Origin of the sequence: Microlunatus sp. Gsoil 973, assembly GCF_009707365.1 — a bacterium.
Classification (GTDB): Bacteria; Actinomycetota; Actinomycetes; order Propionibacteriales; family Propionibacteriaceae; genus Microlunatus.
On sequence record NZ_CP046122.1, the window covers coordinates 2,764,162 to 2,780,037 of the forward strand.

At 67.1% G+C, this 15,876-nt stretch carries 18 protein-coding genes; 12 read left to right on the top strand and 6 right to left on the bottom strand.

The features are described 5' to 3' along the window. Positions 1-21: 21 nt before the first annotated feature. Positions 22-507 (bottom strand): carboxymuconolactone decarboxylase family protein, encoded by a 486-nt coding sequence (locus GJV80_RS13025; RefSeq protein ID WP_154688261.1) that lies wholly within the window; start codon positions 505-507, stop codon positions 22-24. 187 nt (positions 508-694) lie between these two features. Here GJV80_RS13025 and GJV80_RS13030 point away from each other — a divergent pair, with 187 nt between their 5' ends. Further along, positions 695-1,603, top strand: coding sequence for an RNA polymerase sigma-70 factor (locus GJV80_RS13030; RefSeq protein ID WP_255455583.1), 909 nt, complete (start codon positions 695-697; stop codon positions 1,601-1,603). Between the two features lie 277 nt (positions 1,604-1,880). Here the strand turns inward: GJV80_RS13030 and GJV80_RS13035 are convergent, their stop codons facing one another. Continuing rightward, the gene (locus GJV80_RS13035) at positions 1,881-2,822 is read right to left on the bottom strand and encodes an oxidoreductase (protein WP_154688263.1); all 942 of its coding nucleotides are present in this window, start codon (positions 2,820-2,822) and stop codon (positions 1,881-1,883) included. A gap of 97 nt (positions 2,823-2,919) precedes the next feature. On the opposite strand from GJV80_RS13035, the gene GJV80_RS13040 reads away from it, so the two are divergent. Then, positions 2,920-3,573 carry a response regulator transcription factor gene (locus tag GJV80_RS13040; RefSeq protein WP_154688264.1) on the top strand — a complete coding sequence of 218 codons (654 nt, stop codon included), beginning with the start codon at positions 2,920-2,922 and terminating at the stop codon, positions 3,571-3,573. 13 nt (positions 3,574-3,586) lie between these two features. On the opposite strand, the gene GJV80_RS13045 is transcribed toward GJV80_RS13040, so the two are convergent. After that, positions 3,587-4,348 carry an SDR family oxidoreductase gene (locus GJV80_RS13045; RefSeq protein WP_154688265.1) on the bottom strand — a complete coding sequence of 254 codons (762 nt, stop codon included), beginning with the start codon at positions 4,346-4,348 and terminating at the stop codon, positions 3,587-3,589. A gap of 102 nt (positions 4,349-4,450) precedes the next feature. Between GJV80_RS13045 and GJV80_RS13050 the strand changes: the two genes are divergently transcribed. From GJV80_RS13050 to GJV80_RS13070, 5 genes are all read left to right on the top strand, one after another. Then, entirely contained in the window at positions 4,451-5,299 is an 849-nt protein-coding gene (locus GJV80_RS13050) for a helix-turn-helix transcriptional regulator (protein ID WP_154688266.1), read from the top strand. A gap of 71 nt (positions 5,300-5,370) precedes the next feature. Further along, positions 5,371-5,970: a sulfite oxidase-like oxidoreductase gene (locus GJV80_RS13055; RefSeq protein WP_154688267.1), complete on the top strand. Its 600-nt coding sequence runs from the start codon at positions 5,371-5,373 to the stop codon at positions 5,968-5,970. Then, on the top strand, positions 5,963-6,754 hold the full coding sequence (locus tag GJV80_RS13060) for a ferredoxin reductase (protein ID WP_230207653.1): 792 nt from the start codon (positions 5,963-5,965) through the stop codon (positions 6,752-6,754). The genes GJV80_RS13055 and GJV80_RS13060 overlap by 8 nt, the downstream gene beginning before the upstream one ends. 3 nt (positions 6,755-6,757) lie before the next feature. Beyond that, a complete protein-coding gene (locus GJV80_RS13065) occupies positions 6,758-7,258 on the top strand; it encodes an RpiB/LacA/LacB family sugar-phosphate isomerase (protein WP_154688268.1) in 501 nt (166 codons plus the stop codon). A gap of 11 nt (positions 7,259-7,269) precedes the next feature. After that, entirely contained in the window at positions 7,270-7,575 is a 306-nt protein-coding gene (locus GJV80_RS13070; RefSeq protein ID WP_195908912.1) for a DUF6510 family protein, read from the top strand. Between the two features lie 39 nt (positions 7,576-7,614). Here the strand turns inward: GJV80_RS13070 and GJV80_RS13075 are convergent, their stop codons facing one another. Next, positions 7,615-8,193: a TetR/AcrR family transcriptional regulator gene (locus GJV80_RS13075; RefSeq protein ID WP_154688269.1), complete on the bottom strand. Its 579-nt coding sequence runs from the start codon at positions 8,191-8,193 to the stop codon at positions 7,615-7,617. 84 nt (positions 8,194-8,277) lie between these two features. Between GJV80_RS13075 and GJV80_RS13080 the strand changes: the two genes are divergently transcribed. From GJV80_RS13080 to GJV80_RS13100, 5 genes are all read left to right on the top strand, one after another. After that, positions 8,278-9,159 (top strand): SDR family oxidoreductase, encoded by an 882-nt coding sequence (locus GJV80_RS13080; protein WP_154688270.1) that lies wholly within the window; start codon positions 8,278-8,280, stop codon positions 9,157-9,159. A gap of 370 nt (positions 9,160-9,529) precedes the next feature. After that, a complete protein-coding gene (locus GJV80_RS13085; RefSeq protein WP_195908913.1) occupies positions 9,530-10,528 on the top strand; it encodes a DUF2157 domain-containing protein in 999 nt (332 codons plus the stop codon). A gap of 498 nt (positions 10,529-11,026) precedes the next feature. Continuing rightward, entirely contained in the window at positions 11,027-12,481 is a 1,455-nt protein-coding gene (locus GJV80_RS13090) for a ferric reductase-like transmembrane domain-containing protein (protein ID WP_230207654.1), read from the top strand. Between the two features lie 31 nt (positions 12,482-12,512). Beyond that, positions 12,513-13,037, top strand: a complete 525-nt coding sequence (locus tag GJV80_RS13095; protein ID WP_154690247.1) for an FMN-binding protein — start codon at positions 12,513-12,515, stop codon at positions 13,035-13,037. Between the two features lie 59 nt (positions 13,038-13,096). Further along, complete coding sequence (locus GJV80_RS13100; protein WP_230207655.1) at positions 13,097-13,882, top strand: FAD:protein FMN transferase; 786 nt, start codon at positions 13,097-13,099, stop codon at positions 13,880-13,882. Here the strand turns inward: GJV80_RS13100 and GJV80_RS13105 are convergent. Together GJV80_RS13105 and GJV80_RS13110 are read right to left on the bottom strand one after the other, a co-directional pair. Further along, positions 13,848-15,098 (bottom strand): sensor histidine kinase KdpD, encoded by a 1,251-nt coding sequence (locus tag GJV80_RS13105; protein WP_154688273.1) that lies wholly within the window; start codon positions 15,096-15,098, stop codon positions 13,848-13,850. The genes GJV80_RS13100 and GJV80_RS13105 overlap by 35 nt on opposite strands. Positions 15,099-15,163: 65 nt before the next feature. Beyond that, entirely contained in the window at positions 15,164-15,868 is a 705-nt protein-coding gene (locus GJV80_RS13110; RefSeq protein ID WP_230207656.1) for a response regulator transcription factor, read from the bottom strand. Between the last annotated feature and the right edge of the window lie 8 nt (positions 15,869-15,876).

Genomic DNA, 15,876 nt, shown 5'->3' on the forward strand with positions numbered 1-15,876 from the left:
GGCCCGGGATCCCTGCTGTGATCAGTTCGCCAGCGCGGCGACCATCACCGGGTCGTAATCACCGCCCTGGGCGTGCGTGATCACGTTCATCCGATTCGCGGCGTTGACCAACGACACCAACGTGATCAACACGGCGACCTGATCATCGTCGAAGTGTTTGCGCACGTCGGCCCAGGTGTCATCGGAGACACCCTGGAAGGCGTCGGCCAGTCGTGTGCCCTCCTCCGCCAGGGCGAGGGCTGCGCGTTCGCCGTCGGTGAACAGTCGGGTCTCGCGCCAGACCGCCACCAGGTTGAGGCGCAGCTGCGTCTCCCCTGCCGCGGCCGCTTCCTTGGTGTGCATGTCGACACACGGTGCGCAACCGTTGATCTGGCTGACGCGCAAGCTGACCAGCTCCCGCAGCACCTTCGGCACGCTCGACTGCTCGATCACCTGGGCCAGGGCGTACACGCGCTTGGCGACCTTGGCGCCGACCGGGTTCTGCATCAGGTCCATCCGGGGTTCCATGATCATCCTTCCATCGGTTGTTCCGGTCCCGTTGTGGGCCGGTCGACCTCAGGACGCTGGCAGTTGGGGCGCTGTGACGACAGGATGGGTGTGCTGTTCGTCACCCACGGTGGGTGTCACAAGCCGGCGGCTGCGGGCGTCTGATGGTGAGTCGAGGCAGCCGCCGGGCTGGATTGATGAGGAGTTGATCGTGGACGGATCGGGACGTGGTGGCAATGTCGGTCAGGCGACCGACAGTTTCGTCAGGTATCGCAATCTTCTCTTCACCATCGCGTACGAGATGCTGGGTTCGGCCGCCGATGCCGAGGACGTGCTGCAGGAGACCTGGTTGCGTTGGGTCGGCGTCGACCATCAGGAGGTACGCGACGAGCGCGCCTATCTCATCAGGATCACCACCCGGCAGGCGCTGACCCAGTTGCGCAGACTCGGACGGCGCAAGGAGTCCTATGTCGGCTCCTGGTTGCCGGAACCGCTGCTGACCGCACCCGACGTCGCCGATGACGTCGAGTTGGCCGAGAGCGTGTCGATGGCGATGTTGTTGGTGTTGGAGACCTTGTCGCCGACCGAACGGGCGGTGTTCGTGCTCCGTGAGGTGTTCGACGTCGGCTATGAGGAGATCGCGACCGCCGTCGACAAGAGCCAGGACGCCGTACGACAGATCGCCCACCGAGCACGCAATCACGTCCAGGCGAGGCGGCCGCGGGGCTCGGTGTCGTCGCAGGAGGCAGGACGTGCGCTGGACGCCTTCCGGCGCGCCTTGGAGACCGGCGACTTCGAGGAGTTGCTGTCCCTGATCGCTCCCGACGTCGTGCTGGTCGGCGACGGCGGCGGCATCAAGCAGGCCGTCCTGCACCCGGTCCGCGGCGCCCGCCGGGTGTCCAAGCTGTTGGCGGTGGGTCTGGGTGAGGTCGGACAGCAGATGTCGGCCGAGCCGGCGACGATCAACGGTTGGCCGGCGCTGATCCTGCGTCTGGACGGGGAACTCGACAGCGTGCTGGCGGTGCGGATCGACGACGGGCTGATCACCGGCCTCTACGCCGTACGCAACCCGGAGAAACTCATCCGGCTCGACCGGGAGACGGCCGTCAGCCGCTGACCCGGTCGAGTTGCTGTTCACCCGGTCGGGTACGAGGGTGATCGCCGCCGGTCCCGGCCTCGGTCCTGTTCCAACGGATCCGGTACCGGGACCGCGTCGATGAGCCGGCGGGTGTAGGAATCGGCGGGAGCGAAGCGAATCTGTTGGCGCGCACCCTCCTCGGCGACTCGTCCGGCGCCCGCCGGCAGAAGGATCGCCTCGTGCGTCCGTAGCACTTTCAAATGCATTGAATTCTTTACAGCGCACGAAACACCGGCGAAACGTCGCAGGTACGCCGTCAGATGCCCGGCGAGGCGATGCCGTTCAGCAGCGCGACATCCGCATCGGTGAGCCGGATGGCGCCCGCTGCGACATTCTCTTCCAGATGGGCCGGATTCCCGGTCCCGGGGATGGCCAGCACGTGCGGCCCGCGGTGCAGGGTCCAGGCCAGCCGGATCTGCGCGCGGGTTGCCTCGTGGGCCGCAGCGACCGCCGCAATCTCGGTCTGCCCCGGCTCCACCGCCGGCTGCGCAGTGCCCGGAGATGCCGCCGCCACGGCGAAGAACGGGGTGAACGCCACGCCGTGTCGACCGCACAGCTCGAGCAGCGCGTCGTCCTCCCGGCGATTGGTCAGGCCGTACTGGTTCTGTACGCAGGCGATCGGGGTGATGGTCAGTGCCTCGTCGAGCTGCTCGGCCGTGACGTTGGAGATGCCGATGGTGCGCAGCAGGCCGGCGTCGCGCAGTTCGACGAGTGCGCCGAGGTGGTCGGCGATCGATCCGGGCTGTTTCTCGTGTCCGGTGCCCCAGCGGAGGTTGACGAGGTCGAGTTCCTCCCGGCCCAGCTGGCGGATGTTCTCCTCGACCTGTCCGCGCAGCTGGTTCGGCTGCGCCAGAGGCTCGAACGCGCCGTACCGCGACCGGCTCGGACCGACCTTGGTGGCGATCACCAGATCATCCGGATAGGGCTGCAGGGCAGTGCTGATCAGTTCATTGGCCGACCGCACCGGAGTGAAGTAGAAGGCGGCCGTGTCGATGTGGTTGACCCCGAGTTCGACCGCCCGCCGCAGGACGGCGATGCCGTCGGACCGGCTCTTCGGCTTCTCGTCCCACGGCATGCCGCCCAGCCGCATGGCCCCGAGTCCGAGGCGGTTGATGGTCCTGTCGCCGAGCTGCCAGGTGCCGGCGGCTGAGGCATCGGGTAGTCCGGTTGTGGTGTGATTCATCGTTCGGCTGGTCATGCGATCCAGCGTGGCGCCCGGTCGGGCCGACAGCCCAGCGATGGCAACAAGCTGCCACGGTCGACCGGCACCGGGCCGACGAGGCAGAATCCTGTCCATGCCGACTGTCGACGCGGTCACCCTCGTGCAGGGCGAGGAGGAATTGTTCCGGCGTACGGAGCATCTCTTCGCATCCGCCACCGATGTCGCCTGCGCCGCCAACGACCTGTGGACCTGGGCGTGGCGACACGGCTCGGCCGTGCTCACCGAGGCAGGGGTCCATCGGCCCGAGAAGCGGATCCGGAAGATCTACCGCGGTGGACTGCTGTTGGATCCGGTAGCCGCGCGCGAGCTGATCCGTCGTCGTGATCAGTACGGCGCGCAGATCCGGCTGACCACCGAGGACATCAACGAAACGATCATCCTCGACGGCCGACTGGTGATCCTTGCCGGGGACCTCAGCTCCGGCCGGCGCAGTTACAGTGTGATCACCCAGCCGGCGACGGTTCAAGGAGTCACCTCACTGTTCGAGGCCGCCTGGCGATCGGCAACCGAGCTGGCCGTCTACGACGCCCAGGTGGCGGAGATCAGGCAACTTGCGCCGCAGGTACTCGACCTGCTCGGCCAGGGCGTCAAGGACGAGACCGCGGCCCGTGTGCTCGGGCTCGGCGTACGGACCTATCGCAGGCGGGTCGCCGAGCTGATGGACGCCCTCGGCGCCGAGTCCCGGTTCCAGGCGGGGGTTCGGGCCCGAGAGCTCGGCCTGGTGTAGTCGGCGGGGCCGATCAGGAACGGGCGTGCACGTCGCTGCGATTGAGCGCCTCGATCACCTGCGGATAGTCACCGCGTACTTCGCCGTAGCGCAGGAACTTGACTCGCTCGACGAGGATCTCGCTGGCGCCGGGTTCGCTTTCCAGCAGGGCGATCGTGTCATCGGCGTACTCATCAAGCGGCACGGCGTTCTCTGCGGTTTCCTGGCCGGGCATCAGCGCGGTCCGCACAGCAGGCGGCACCAGCTCGATCACCTGCACACCGGCCGGCTGCAGCTGCAACCTGATGGATTCGCTGAGCATGTGTATGGCCGCCTTGGAGGCGTTGTAGGTCGGCGTAACGCGCAGCGGCGTGTGCGCCAGACCCGACGAAACTGTGATGATCGCCGCGTCCGGGCGGGTCTGCAGATGCTGGGTGAGTGCGGCGATCAACCGGATCGGTCCGAGCAGGTTGGTGATCACGGTCTCTTCGGCGTCAGCCAGGAAGCCGGGTGTCGTCCAGTCCTCGGCGCGCATGATGCCGGCCATCGCCAGCAGGACGTTGAGCTCGGGATAGCGGGCGATCACGTCCGCTGTTGCGTTGCTGACCGATGCCGGATCGGTGGTGTCGATCACAACGGTGCCGAAGCCGTGATCTGCCCGCAGCTGGGCCAGCAGGTCGGCGCGCCGTCCGCCGATCACGACGAGGTTGCCCCTGGTTTGGAGACGCTGCGCAAGCGCCAGGCCGATGCCGGAGGTCGCGCCGGGGATGAAGATCGTGTTGCCGGAGATGTTCATGTCTCCACTGTCTGCCCACCGGCTGCGGAGAACGAGAGACCCGATGATCAGGGGACTGCCGATCCCTGGTTGGGGAGATCGATCCGGTGCACGATGGTGTCCATGAACCGTGCCGCGCTGGCCGACTTCCTGCGCCGTCGACGTGAGGCGCTCCGCCCCTCTGACGTCGGGCTGGTGCCCGGACCGCGCCGCCGCACCCCGGGACTGCGCCGGGAGGAGGTGGCCGGACTGACCGGGATGTCGGTCGACTACTACACCCGGCTGGAACAACAGCGCGGCCCGCAGCCGTCGGAGCAGATGCTCGCCGCCCTGGCCCGGGCCCTCCGGCTGACCGCGGACGAGCGCGATCATCTCCATCGTCTGGCCGGACACGGTGTGCCGCGCCGTACGCCGCTGGACAGTCACGTCGCTCCCGCTCTGCTCCGAGTGCTCGACCGGTTGGAGGACTGCCCCGCGCTGATCATCAACTCACTCGGCGAGACGTTGGTCGCGAACCGGCTGGCGATCACGATCTTCGGCGATCGCTCACAGCTGACCGGGTGGGCACGCAGCGACGCGTACCGGTGGTTCACCGACCCGGCGTCTCGATCCATCTACCCGACGGTCGATCATGATCGGCAGGCCCGCAGCCTGGTGGCGTCGCTGCGGGCCGCGTACGGGATGGCCGGTGACAGCTCCCGGGCCGGCGAACTGGTCCGCATCCTGCTGGCGGGATCGACGGAGTTCCGGACCCTCTGGGATCGTCACGAAGTGTCCCGGCGGTTCGAAGATCACAAGACCCTGCTGCATCCCGAGGTGGGCGAGATCGAGGTTGATTGCCAGGCGCTGTTCACCGAGGACCAGTCGCAGGCGCTGCTGGTGCTGACCCCGACTCCCGGGAGTGAGGCGGAGGAAAAGATCCGGCTGCTTGCCGTGCTGGGTTCGGAGCACTTCGCCGAACCGTCGTCCTAGCGCGGCGGCATCGCCCGGTGCCCCAACCATTACGCTGATCTCGACAAGCGCGACCGGTTGGAGGAGGCGACGTGGTTCTATCCCGCGGTTTCCGAGGTCGGTCCACCCGACCAGATCCCGGCCGGGTGCCGCCCGGCCAGTACCTGACCACGGATTTCCCGGTACTGTCGGCCGGGCCGACGCCGCGCGTCGACCGTGATCAATGGACCTTCTCCGTCCGCGGCGAGGTGGACGAACCGATCACCTGGACCTGGCAGCAGTTCCGTGACCTGCCCAGCGAGACCTTCACCGTCGACATCCACTGCGTCACCAAATGGTCGAAACTTGACACCACCTGGACCGGCGTCAGCCTGGACACGCTCCTGGACGAGGTCGAGACGGCCGCCGAGTACGCGTTGGCGTTCAGCGACGGCGGATACACCACCAATCTGCCGCTGGATGACCTCCTCGACGGTCAGGCCTGGCTGGTCCATGAGTACGAACACGAACCACTTCATCCCGAGCACGGCGGGCCGATCAGGCTCCTGGTTCCGCACCTTTATTTCTGGAAGAGCGCGAAGTGGGTCCGTGGCATCGAGTTGCACGCCAACGACGAACCGGGCTTCTGGGAGACCTACGGCTACCACAACTACGGCGACCCCTGGAAAGAGCAGCGTTACAACGGTGACTGAACCAGCCGGCGCGGTGAGACCGCCGACATCCATTGCCGCCGGCGCCAGCCGCCGCCGGCTCGGCTGGCAGCCCGCCACCGTGGCCGACGTCCGCTGGGAGAACCCGCAGTGCAAGAGCATCTTCCTGAGCGTCGCGGGCTGGCCAGGCCATCGCCCGGGCCAGCATCTCGACCTGCGACTGACCGCCGAGGACGGTTACCAGGCACAGCGCAGTTACTCCATCGCGTCCGCGCCCGGCGACGAGCTGTTGATGATCACCGTTGACTGCCTGCCCGACGGTGAGGTGTCTCCCTATCTGGTCGATCAAGTCCGTCCCGGTGATCAATTGGAGCTGCGTGGCCCGATCGGCGGCTATTTCGTCTGGGACGAGAGCCGCAGCGATCCGGTGACGCTGATCGCCGGCGGTTCCGGCATCGCACCCTTTCGGTCATTCCTCCGTCACCACGAAGTGGTCGGCAGCACGACGCCGATCCGGCTGCTCTACTCCACACAATCCTCGGCGTCGATGATCTTTCGCGACGAGCTGCAGGCGCAGGCATCCCGGGAGCTGATCGACATCGACATCACGCTGACCCGGGAGCAGCCGGCCGACTGGACCGGCTATCGCCGGCGCATCGACGCCGAGCTGCTCGGCATGATCGTCTGGCCGGCCGAGGAGCATCCGGTCGACTACGTCTGCGGCCCGACCGGATTCGTCGAGAAGGCGTCAGACATCCTGGTTGCACTCGGCCACGAACCCGGCCGGGTGCTGACCGAACGTTTCGGTGGAACTAGGGAAGGTTGAGGAATGGACGGCAACGACACAACCCAGGGCTTCCGCATCGGGTTGGCCACCGACGACGCAGCCGTTGGCCTGCGCGATTACCTGGCCGACCTCCTGCGGGCAGATCCGCGAGTCGTCGAGGTGATCGACTTCGGAGTCCGCGATCAGGATGATCACACCCCGTATCCCATTCCGTGCATCCGCGCAGCAGAGGCCGTTCGCGACGGTCGGATCGACCGGGCGATCGTGCTCGGCGGCACCGGGCTCGGGGAGGCGATCTCGGCCAACAAGGTCCGCGGCGTGCGCGCAGCGGTTGCCACCGATCCCTTCTCGCTGGAACGTTCCGTACTGTCCAACAATTGCCAGGTCCTGGCGCTCGGCGAGCGGGTGATCGGATATCCGCTCGCCGGCCGATTGGTCACCGACTGGCTCGGCTACACCTTCGATCAGGGTTCGCCGTCGGCGGCCAAGGTGGCCGTGATCGAGCAGTATGAGGCAACCGGCAGTCTCGATTCGGCCGGCTAGGGGTGTCGATCATGACCGGATCGGCAACACCGACACAGGACCCGCCGCCGGTTGTCGTACCGGAGCCCGTTGACGGCAACGCACTGGCCGGGATCCTGGAGCAACTGTCCGGTCATGATCTGACCGTTTCCGGCTGTGAGTGCGCCGAGTGCGGACTGTCGCTGGTGCTGGCCCAGGTCCGGGTCTACGACCGCGGGCCGGGCATCGTCGCTCGGTGCCCCGGCTGCGACGCCGTGTTGCTCGTGATCACGCAACGGCGCGGGCTGTCCTGCGTTGACCTGATGGGGATGTCGCGGATCGAGGTCTGGCAGCGGTAGTCCGCCGGTCGGGCGTGACCAGGTTCGCGGCAGTCGGTGTCAGCGCAGGGATCCGGTGGCTGCTCGCAGGTCGGCCAATGCGGTGAGGACGTGCGGCGCCAGACCCCGATCGTCGTCCCGGTCGGCGGCGACCCAGGCCGCGTAGCCGCGTTTGAAGGCGAGTACCCCCAACTCTGCGGCCAGTTGAGCGGTCGGTTCTCCCACCCCGCGAGCGGCGAGCGCGCCGGCCATTGCCGTGGCCAGGCCGACACTCTTCAACGCATCTCGTTGCTGCAGTTCGACGCTGGCGTCGATCGCCGCCTTGAGACTCGGTCCGAGATCGCGATTCATCGGACCCATCGAACTCGCTGCCCGGTCCAGACCCGCTGCCACCGCCTCCAGCGGCGTGGCGTTCTCCGGTGCGTCGGCGATCCCTTCGGCCAGCAGCCGCGCCAGCGTCTCCTGGCCGGCGACCAGCAGGTCGCGCTTGTCGGGGAAGTAGCGGAAGAAGGTGCTCTTGGTCACTCGGGCACGTTCGGCGATCTGGGCAACTGTCGTCGTGTCATAACCCTGCTCGGCGAACAGGTTCGCAGCCGCTACGACAAGACGTTCCCGCGCACCCGGTTCCCAACGAGGCATGGAACCAGTCTACGGTCATGAGACCTTTGTCCCATCAGGATGTAGAGTGATGAGACAAGAGTCCCATCACTTTCAGGAGCAGTCATGCATGTGTTCGTCACCGGGGGCAGCGGATTGATCGGCTCGGCGGTTGTCGCCGAACTGCTCGCCAACGGTCATACGGTTCTCGCCCTCGCCCGCTCCGACGCCGCCGAATCAGCGCTCCGGAACCTCGGCGCCGAGACCATCCGCGGTGCCCTGGCAGACCTGGACGCGGTCCGCCGCGGCGCAGGAAAGAGCGACGGCGTCATCCATCTCGCCTTCCGAAACGACTTCAGCAGCCAGGAAACGCTCGCTGCCGCAGTCGCCGAGGAGAGCGCCGCGCTGATCGCCGTGGGTGAGGAACTGATCGGCAGCAACCGTCCGTTGGTCACGGTTTCGGGAACTCCGTACGCCCCGGGCCGGTTGTCAACCGAGGCCGATCCGCTGCCGACCGACGGACCGGTGGGGGGCCGCGGCGTGTCGGTCAGCACCAGCCTCGCGCTGGCCTCGCAGGGTGTCCGAACTGCTGCCGTACGTCTTCCTCGTACGGTCCACATCAACGGTACCGGCGGATTCGCCGGGCTGCTCACCGCCATCGCCCGGCGGACCGGCGTGTCCGGCTATCCGGGCGACGGGACCCAGCGCTGGCCAGCGGTCCACGCACTGGACGCGGCAGTGCTCTTCCGGATCGCGCTGGAGAAGGCGCCGGCGGGCTCGTCGTGGCACGCGGTCGCCGACGCGGGCGTCGCGGTCCGGGACATCGCAGCGGTCATCGGACGACGGCTCGGAGTCCCTGTCGAGTCCGTGCCCGCCGAGACCTTCGGCACACTCGGCCCGATCTTCGAACTCGACCAGCCATCCTCCAGCGCAGTCACCCGACAGGAACTCAGGTGGCAGCCTAGGCACCCAAGCCTGTTGGAGGACCTGGAAGCCATTCGACCCTGACGAGCTGACGTCACGAACCAGCCGGGGCCAACTCCGGCAGCGGGACCATCCGAGCGCGGGCCGTTCGGCAGTGTCCCACGGGACTTCCGACTCCACCCGGTGCCCAAGGGCTGGGGCAGCATGGATTGCGCCGGGGCGACCCGGCGGCCCGTCCGCGGTGCTCGGTCCGCGGTGGTCGGTCCCAGCTGGAGTCTTTGGGTCGGCTTGAGACCGGATCCGGGGGATTCACCCGGGCGGGCCTCCCGGGTCCGGCAGAGTTTCCCGGCCCGGCAGAGTTTCCCGGCCCGGCAGAGTCCCTGGGATGGCAGAGTCCTGGGATGGCAGAGTCCTGGGATGGCAGAGTCGCCGTCGCAGTGTCGAGGAGGTAGTGATGTCGACCGAGGTCGCCAGGTCCGGCAGCACGGGACGGGCCGGCGAGGTGCTCGCCGGCCTGGTCCGGGACGGGATCATCTCCGAGCAGCAGTCCGCCCAGATCCTCGAGGCGCTGGATAACGCGGGGGTCGACGAGGCAGGCGAGGCCGAGCCGCGGCATCAGGACGGAACGGCCGCGGAGATTCTCAGCTATCTCGGCGCCGCCGTGACGGTCGGGGCCCTGACGCTGGTCGTCGGCCTGTCCTGGAGCGACCTGGGTGAACTCGGCCAGATCCTGATCTGCGCGGCGATCACCGTGTTGTTCGGTGGGCTGTCCATCCTGATCAGCAGGTGGCGTGGGTCGGTGTTCGCCCACCGTCGGCAGGCAGTGGGTTCGGTGCTGGCCGCACTGGCCGCCGTCGCCGCAGCGATGACTGTGAGCCAGATCGCCGATGTGGCAGCGCTCAGCGATGGGTCGACGGCCATCGCGGTCGGGCTCGCGCTCGCAGCGTTCGGCATTGCGGCCTATGCCGTCTGGCGACGACCACCGTCGGTTCTGGTGATGTTCGCCGCCGGCATCTCGATGGTGATCGCGCTGCTGATCTTCACGGTGCACGGCAACGCCAGCACTGCGGAGACGCTCCGCGGTCTGACCGTCTTTCTCTACGGCGCAGCCTGGGCGGTGGCGGGATCGCGCTTTCGAGAGCCGCACCTCCCCCGGATGCTCGGCGCTATGACGGCATTGGGAGCGACGGAGTTCCTGGCGCTGGTCAATCCCTGGTTGGGTCTGATCCTCGGCATCCTCGCGGTGGCGGGCGTATTCGCTCGCTTCTGGGCCGACCGCCGGTGGTGGTACGCGGCGCTGGGCGTGCTCGGTGCGCTGGCCGTACCGGCGACGGCAGTCGGCCAACTGTGGAGCGGCCTGTTCGCCGCCATCGTCCTGCTGGGCGTCGGAGTCCTGTTGGTCGTCGCCGCTCTGGTGCTGGCGGGTCGGCCACGCGGCGTCCGGGCCGACTGACCGGTCCTGGTCTCACGATCCGAGAGTCCTAATTAGGACATGTCCATTTCGGACATCGAATTGGTAACGTCCTCGCCACCGGGTCGTCGTACCGAAGCGTACGTAGTGACCCAAGGGATGGGGAGACAGGCTGCCCGTTGTGAATCGGGGGTACGCGACGCGTGGCCTGCACTCACCCGCTCGGCCTCCGTGCTCGGCCTCGGGTCGATGACCTGCTCGGGAGGGCATCGCCTGCCGACGCCTCTCACTCCCCCGACATCGCCGCGAACCTCAAAGGTTGATCTTGCGTCCGGTTTGCCCGGCGTGTCGCAACCGAACGCGCAAAGTTTGACCTTCCCCGATCGGCGGGCCGGATGACCCGCGCTATGCAGAGTCCCGTCGGAACACCAGGGCTCAGTCCCAGAAATCTCTGATCTTGTCTCGGCACCCTTCAAGGAGCGCCGCCCGGGCACAGGGGCGCGGCTGTCGTGGTCGCGATGCGGAGAGGAGCGGACGCCGGTGACGACATTGCTGGAGGAGTCGCTGCACGACGGCGATCGGAACGCGCGGCCGACCCGCCCGCGACGCACACGGGTCCGCGGAGAGGATCGCGGCGCCATCGGATCGGAAGCCCGCACTGATCGCGTGGTCCGATTCGCTGCCGGGTTGGGGCTGTGGGCGGGGTTGTTGCTGATCACCTACTGGTGGACCGAGGATGGCGGGATTCAGGATCTGGGGTCGTGGCCTTCGGGTCTGACGTCGGTCGGCAGGCTCAGTGGTTTGTTCGCAGCACAGTTCCTGCTGGTCCAGGTCTTGCTGATGGCTCGTCTGCCGGCACTTGAGAACGCCTTCGGGCGAGTACGGCTGGCCCGGATGCATCGATGGATCGGGTTGCTGTCCTTCTGGTTGATGATCATGCATCTGGTGACGATCATCACCGGCTACTCCTCAGCACGCTGGTCCCTGGTTCCGGCTACGTCGTGGCAGCTGGTGACCGGCTATGGCGGCATGCTGTTGGCTACGGCTGGTGTTGTGTGCCTGATCATGGTCGTTGCAACCAGCATCCGAGCGGCTCGCCGCCGGATGCGGTACGAGTCCTGGCATCTCCTGCATCTGTACGGCTACCTCGGGGCGGGCCTGGCCCTGCCGCATCAGTTGTGGACTGGTCAGGAGTTCCTGTCCCGACCGGCAGCAACGGCGTACTGGTGGGGGTTGTGGCTGGCGGCAGCGCTGTCCTTGATCATCTGGCGCATCGTCCTACCGGTCTGGCGCGGCCTGCGGTACCGATTGCGGGTGGAATCGGTGGGCGTCGAAGAACCCGGAGTCGTATCAGTGACCATGGTCGGGCACCACCTCGATCGCCTACCGATCCGCGCGGGGCAGTTCCTTTATGTCAGGTTCCTGCACGCCCCCGGGTGGACACGAGCCAACCCGTTCTCGCTGTCCGCAGCTCCGGACGGTCGAAGCCTCCGGATCACAGCGAAGGTGGTCGGAGATGGAACGGCCCGCATCTCGGCGCTTCGCCCGGGAACCCCGGTGCTGTTCGAAGGACCGTACGGACGGCTGAGTAGCCGGGCTCGGACCCGACCCAAGGTTCTGCTGGCCGGTGCAGGGATCGGCATCACGCCGATGAGGGCGCTTGCCGAGGGATTGTCCTATCGCGCCGGGGACGTCACGCTCGTGCAGCGTTATGCAGCCGAGCCCCTCTTCGACAGTGAGTTCGATCGGTTGAGCGTTGACCGTGGGCTCCGCGTCGTCAAGCTACCCGGTCGCCGGTCGCACCCCTCGTCGGTTCTCGGTCCGACGAGCCGGGGCATGGACGAACTCGCAGCACTGCGGTGGCTGATGCCCGGCATCGCCGATCACGACGTGTTCCTGTGCGGACCGACGGAATGGATGCGTGGGATGTCGCGACTGGCGGCAGCCTGCGGTGTCTCCGCTGAACGGATCCACGTCGAGTCGTTCGACTGGTGAATGAGGAGAGTCAGGAAGGCCAGGCTGGTTGATGAGACGCATCGTTTTGTGGCTTGCCGCCACCGTCACCATCGTCGTGCTGCTGCTCGGATATCACACGTCCACCGATCCACAGGCAGGCGGCGCGCAGATGCCGGTTGTCCGGGGCGGTGCCACCGCCGGCCCGGCTGTTCCCGCGTCGCCGGCCTCGCCACGGTCGACCGGGCATCACTCCCCAACCGCGTCGAAGGCGACATCAAAGCGATCGAACGGGGGTTCGGCCGCCAGAACCCATGCCGCCAGAACCTATAGCGGCCGGACCGTGCCGACCGAACGCGGCCCCGTCGAAGTTCGCATCGACATCCGCTCAGGCAGGATCACAGCGGTGAGAGTTCCCGTCCACCCAGCCGGCGATCCGCGGAGCCTACAGATCAACTCCTCCGCGATTCCCCAGCTCGTCCAAGAAACCGTGGCGGCTCAGAGTGCACGGATCGACATGATCAGCGGCGCGACGATAACGAGCGAGGGCTACCGGCAGTCGCTCCAATCCGCGCTGGACCAGGCCGGCATCCGATGACTGATCGGGTATCGGTCCCGGCCGATCGCGCTCAGCCACCGGCGATCCGATCCGGCTTCGTGGCGACCCACCCCGTGACCCGGATGGTGGACCATGTCATGGGGATACCGATCAGCCTTGCCCTGCGTGGCCCGTCAGCGGGTACGGCCGCAGCACAGGACGCGTTCGCTCGCGTCATGTCGGAACTGCGCCAGGTCGATGAGGTGTTCAGCACCTATCGGCCCGACTCAATGATCAACAGACTTGGCCGCGGTGAGATCAAGCTGGCGGACTGTCCGGCCGACGTCCTTGAGGTGTTCGCCCTGGCCGAGGAGGCGGAGGAAGACTCATCCGGCGCGTTCTCGATCTGGTTAACCGGTGCTGACGGCACGACCCGCCTCGATCCGAGTGGAGTCGTCAAGGGCTGGGCGGTGGAGCGGGTCTCCCGCCATCTCACGTCTCTGTCTCGAACCGACTTCTGCCTGTCCGCCGGCGGTGACATGGTCTGTTGGGTTTCTGAGCCCGGCCGGCCGAAGTGGCGGGTGGGGATCGAGGACCCACAGGACCCCAGAAGGCTGATCAGCACGATCAGCATCGGCGGCGGCGCTGTGGCAACCTCAGCCGCAACACACCGAGGTGATCACATCGTTGACGCCCGGACGGGCATGCCTCCATCAGACGTTGCTTCAGTCACCGTGATCGGTCGATCGCTGACCGTGGTCGACATCTGTGCAACCGCCGCCTACGCTCACGGTCCGCACGCCGCGAACTGGCTGAAGCGGCGTCGCGACGTCACAGGTCTCGTCGTCTGGGCGGACGGCACGACCACCGCTATCCCCTGCGGCCGATCGGAAGTCGGAGCCTGAAGACAGCTCCTCCACCATGATCATCCCGAGACACGACGGTGACTGCTCCGCCGTGTCTGGCCGCCACGTCGCTGACAAGTGCCAACCCGAGGCCGTAGTGACGTCGTGAGTGCCCGACGGGATCGGCGGGACGCTGGCTGGCGAATCGGTCGAAGATCGTCGGCAGGGTTTCGGCGTCGATTCCCGGCCCGTCATCGATCACGTCGACCTCGACGTGGCCCGGGTCGGAACGGACACGCACGATGACCTGCGAGGCGGCGTGGGAGACCGCATTGTCGATCAAGGCGTTGACGGCTCTCAGCAGAGCGGGTCGGGAGCCGGCCCGCAACCGCAGAGAATCCTGATCCTGGGAATCGATCACCAGAGCGACGTCGATGCCGGCTGATCTGGCCGCCACCGCCGCTGATGACACCGCCTCATCGGCCAACGTGGCGATGTCGACCGGCACCTGCGGAAGATCAGCACTGCGGTCAGCGGCGAGCAGCAGATCCTCAAGAATCTCCGTCAGATTGGCAGCGTCGTTGACCAGCCCGCGGACTCCGTCGTCGAGTTGGGACTGCAAGGCGGGTTGCAGAAGTCCAGCCCGGCGGATCCGCCGACTCAGCAGTTGCGCCCGGGTGCTGAGCAGGGTCAACGGCGTGCGCAGTTCGTGCGCGGCATCTGCGACGAACCGCTGCTGCAGGACAAGCGCATCGGCCAACGGACGTACAGCGCGCCGCCCGAGCAGGACGGCAACGACGGCAACGAGCAGGACACCGATGCCGCCTCCGATAACAATCGCCTGAAGCAATCGGGCGATCTCTTCGCGTTGCTCATGCAGGTTGAGAACGGCTTGCACCGTGACGTCGCCGTGCCGAGCCGTGCGGATCACGTAGTGCATTCCGTCCAGCTCAACTCGTCGTTGATCCGGACGGCCCGTCCGGGCAACGACCGCCATCAGGGAGCGATCGGGCAATCCGCGTGGCATCGCACCGTCAATGCGTGTTCCGTGTTCATCGGTGACCGCCACCGCAACGCGTCGAATCGACGAGTCGTCGCCGTCCCGCCGGTCGATCACGCCGCCCCGCGTCTCCGAGATGGCCTGGATCAGGACGGCTGTCGTCTGCTGCTTCTGGCCGTTCAGGACAACCAGGACGACCAGCGACGACATCACCGCAAGGACCGCCACGAGCAACCCCGCCGCCTGCGCGCCGATCCGCCAGGATGCCCGGCGCACGTTGGCATCCGCCGGCCGCGGGCGATGCCGAGCTCGTCGTGGACCGGATCTCCGCTCCCGGGTGGTCAGAGCTGCCCCAACTGGTAGCCGAGTCCTCTAACCGTTCGAATGACTCCCGATCCGAGCTTTCGTCGGACGTAATGGACATAGGTGTCGACCACTCCGGGATCCTCGGCATCGGTGAAGATCTCGTCGAGCAACGTCGCTCGGCTGACAACCTGCCGTGGATGACGAGCCAGCATCTCGAGCACTTGGCTTTCCCGCTCCGACAACGAGACGGAGCGGTCATCGTCCAGCCTGACGAGCCGGGTGTCGGTGGCCAGTGATCCTCCGGGAATCGGCAGCGATTGCGCGAAGTCGGAATGTCGCCTCAGCAACGCGCGCAAGCGCGCGAGCAGTTCGTCGACGTCAAACGGCTTCCCCAGATAATCCTCGGCGCCGGCGTCGAGACCTTCGACCCGATGCCGGGGCAGGCCCAGCGCCGACAGGACGAGCACGGGTACTGTGCGCCCCGCCCGGCGAAACCTGGCGAGCAGATCAAGGCCGTCGACGGCGGGGAGCCCGCGGTCCAACACGACGACGTCATACGGACGACTGAGTACCAGGTGCAGACCCCGCTGTCCGTCTCGCGCCAGGTCCACGTCGTACTGCTCCGAGGTGAGCAATTCCGCCAACATGCCCGCCAGCTCCGCATCGTCCTCGACCACGAGCACACGCGTTCGCAGCGCCGGGGCTGCAGGTTCCATCGAGCCGGAGCTGAGATCCTGCACCTGACCAC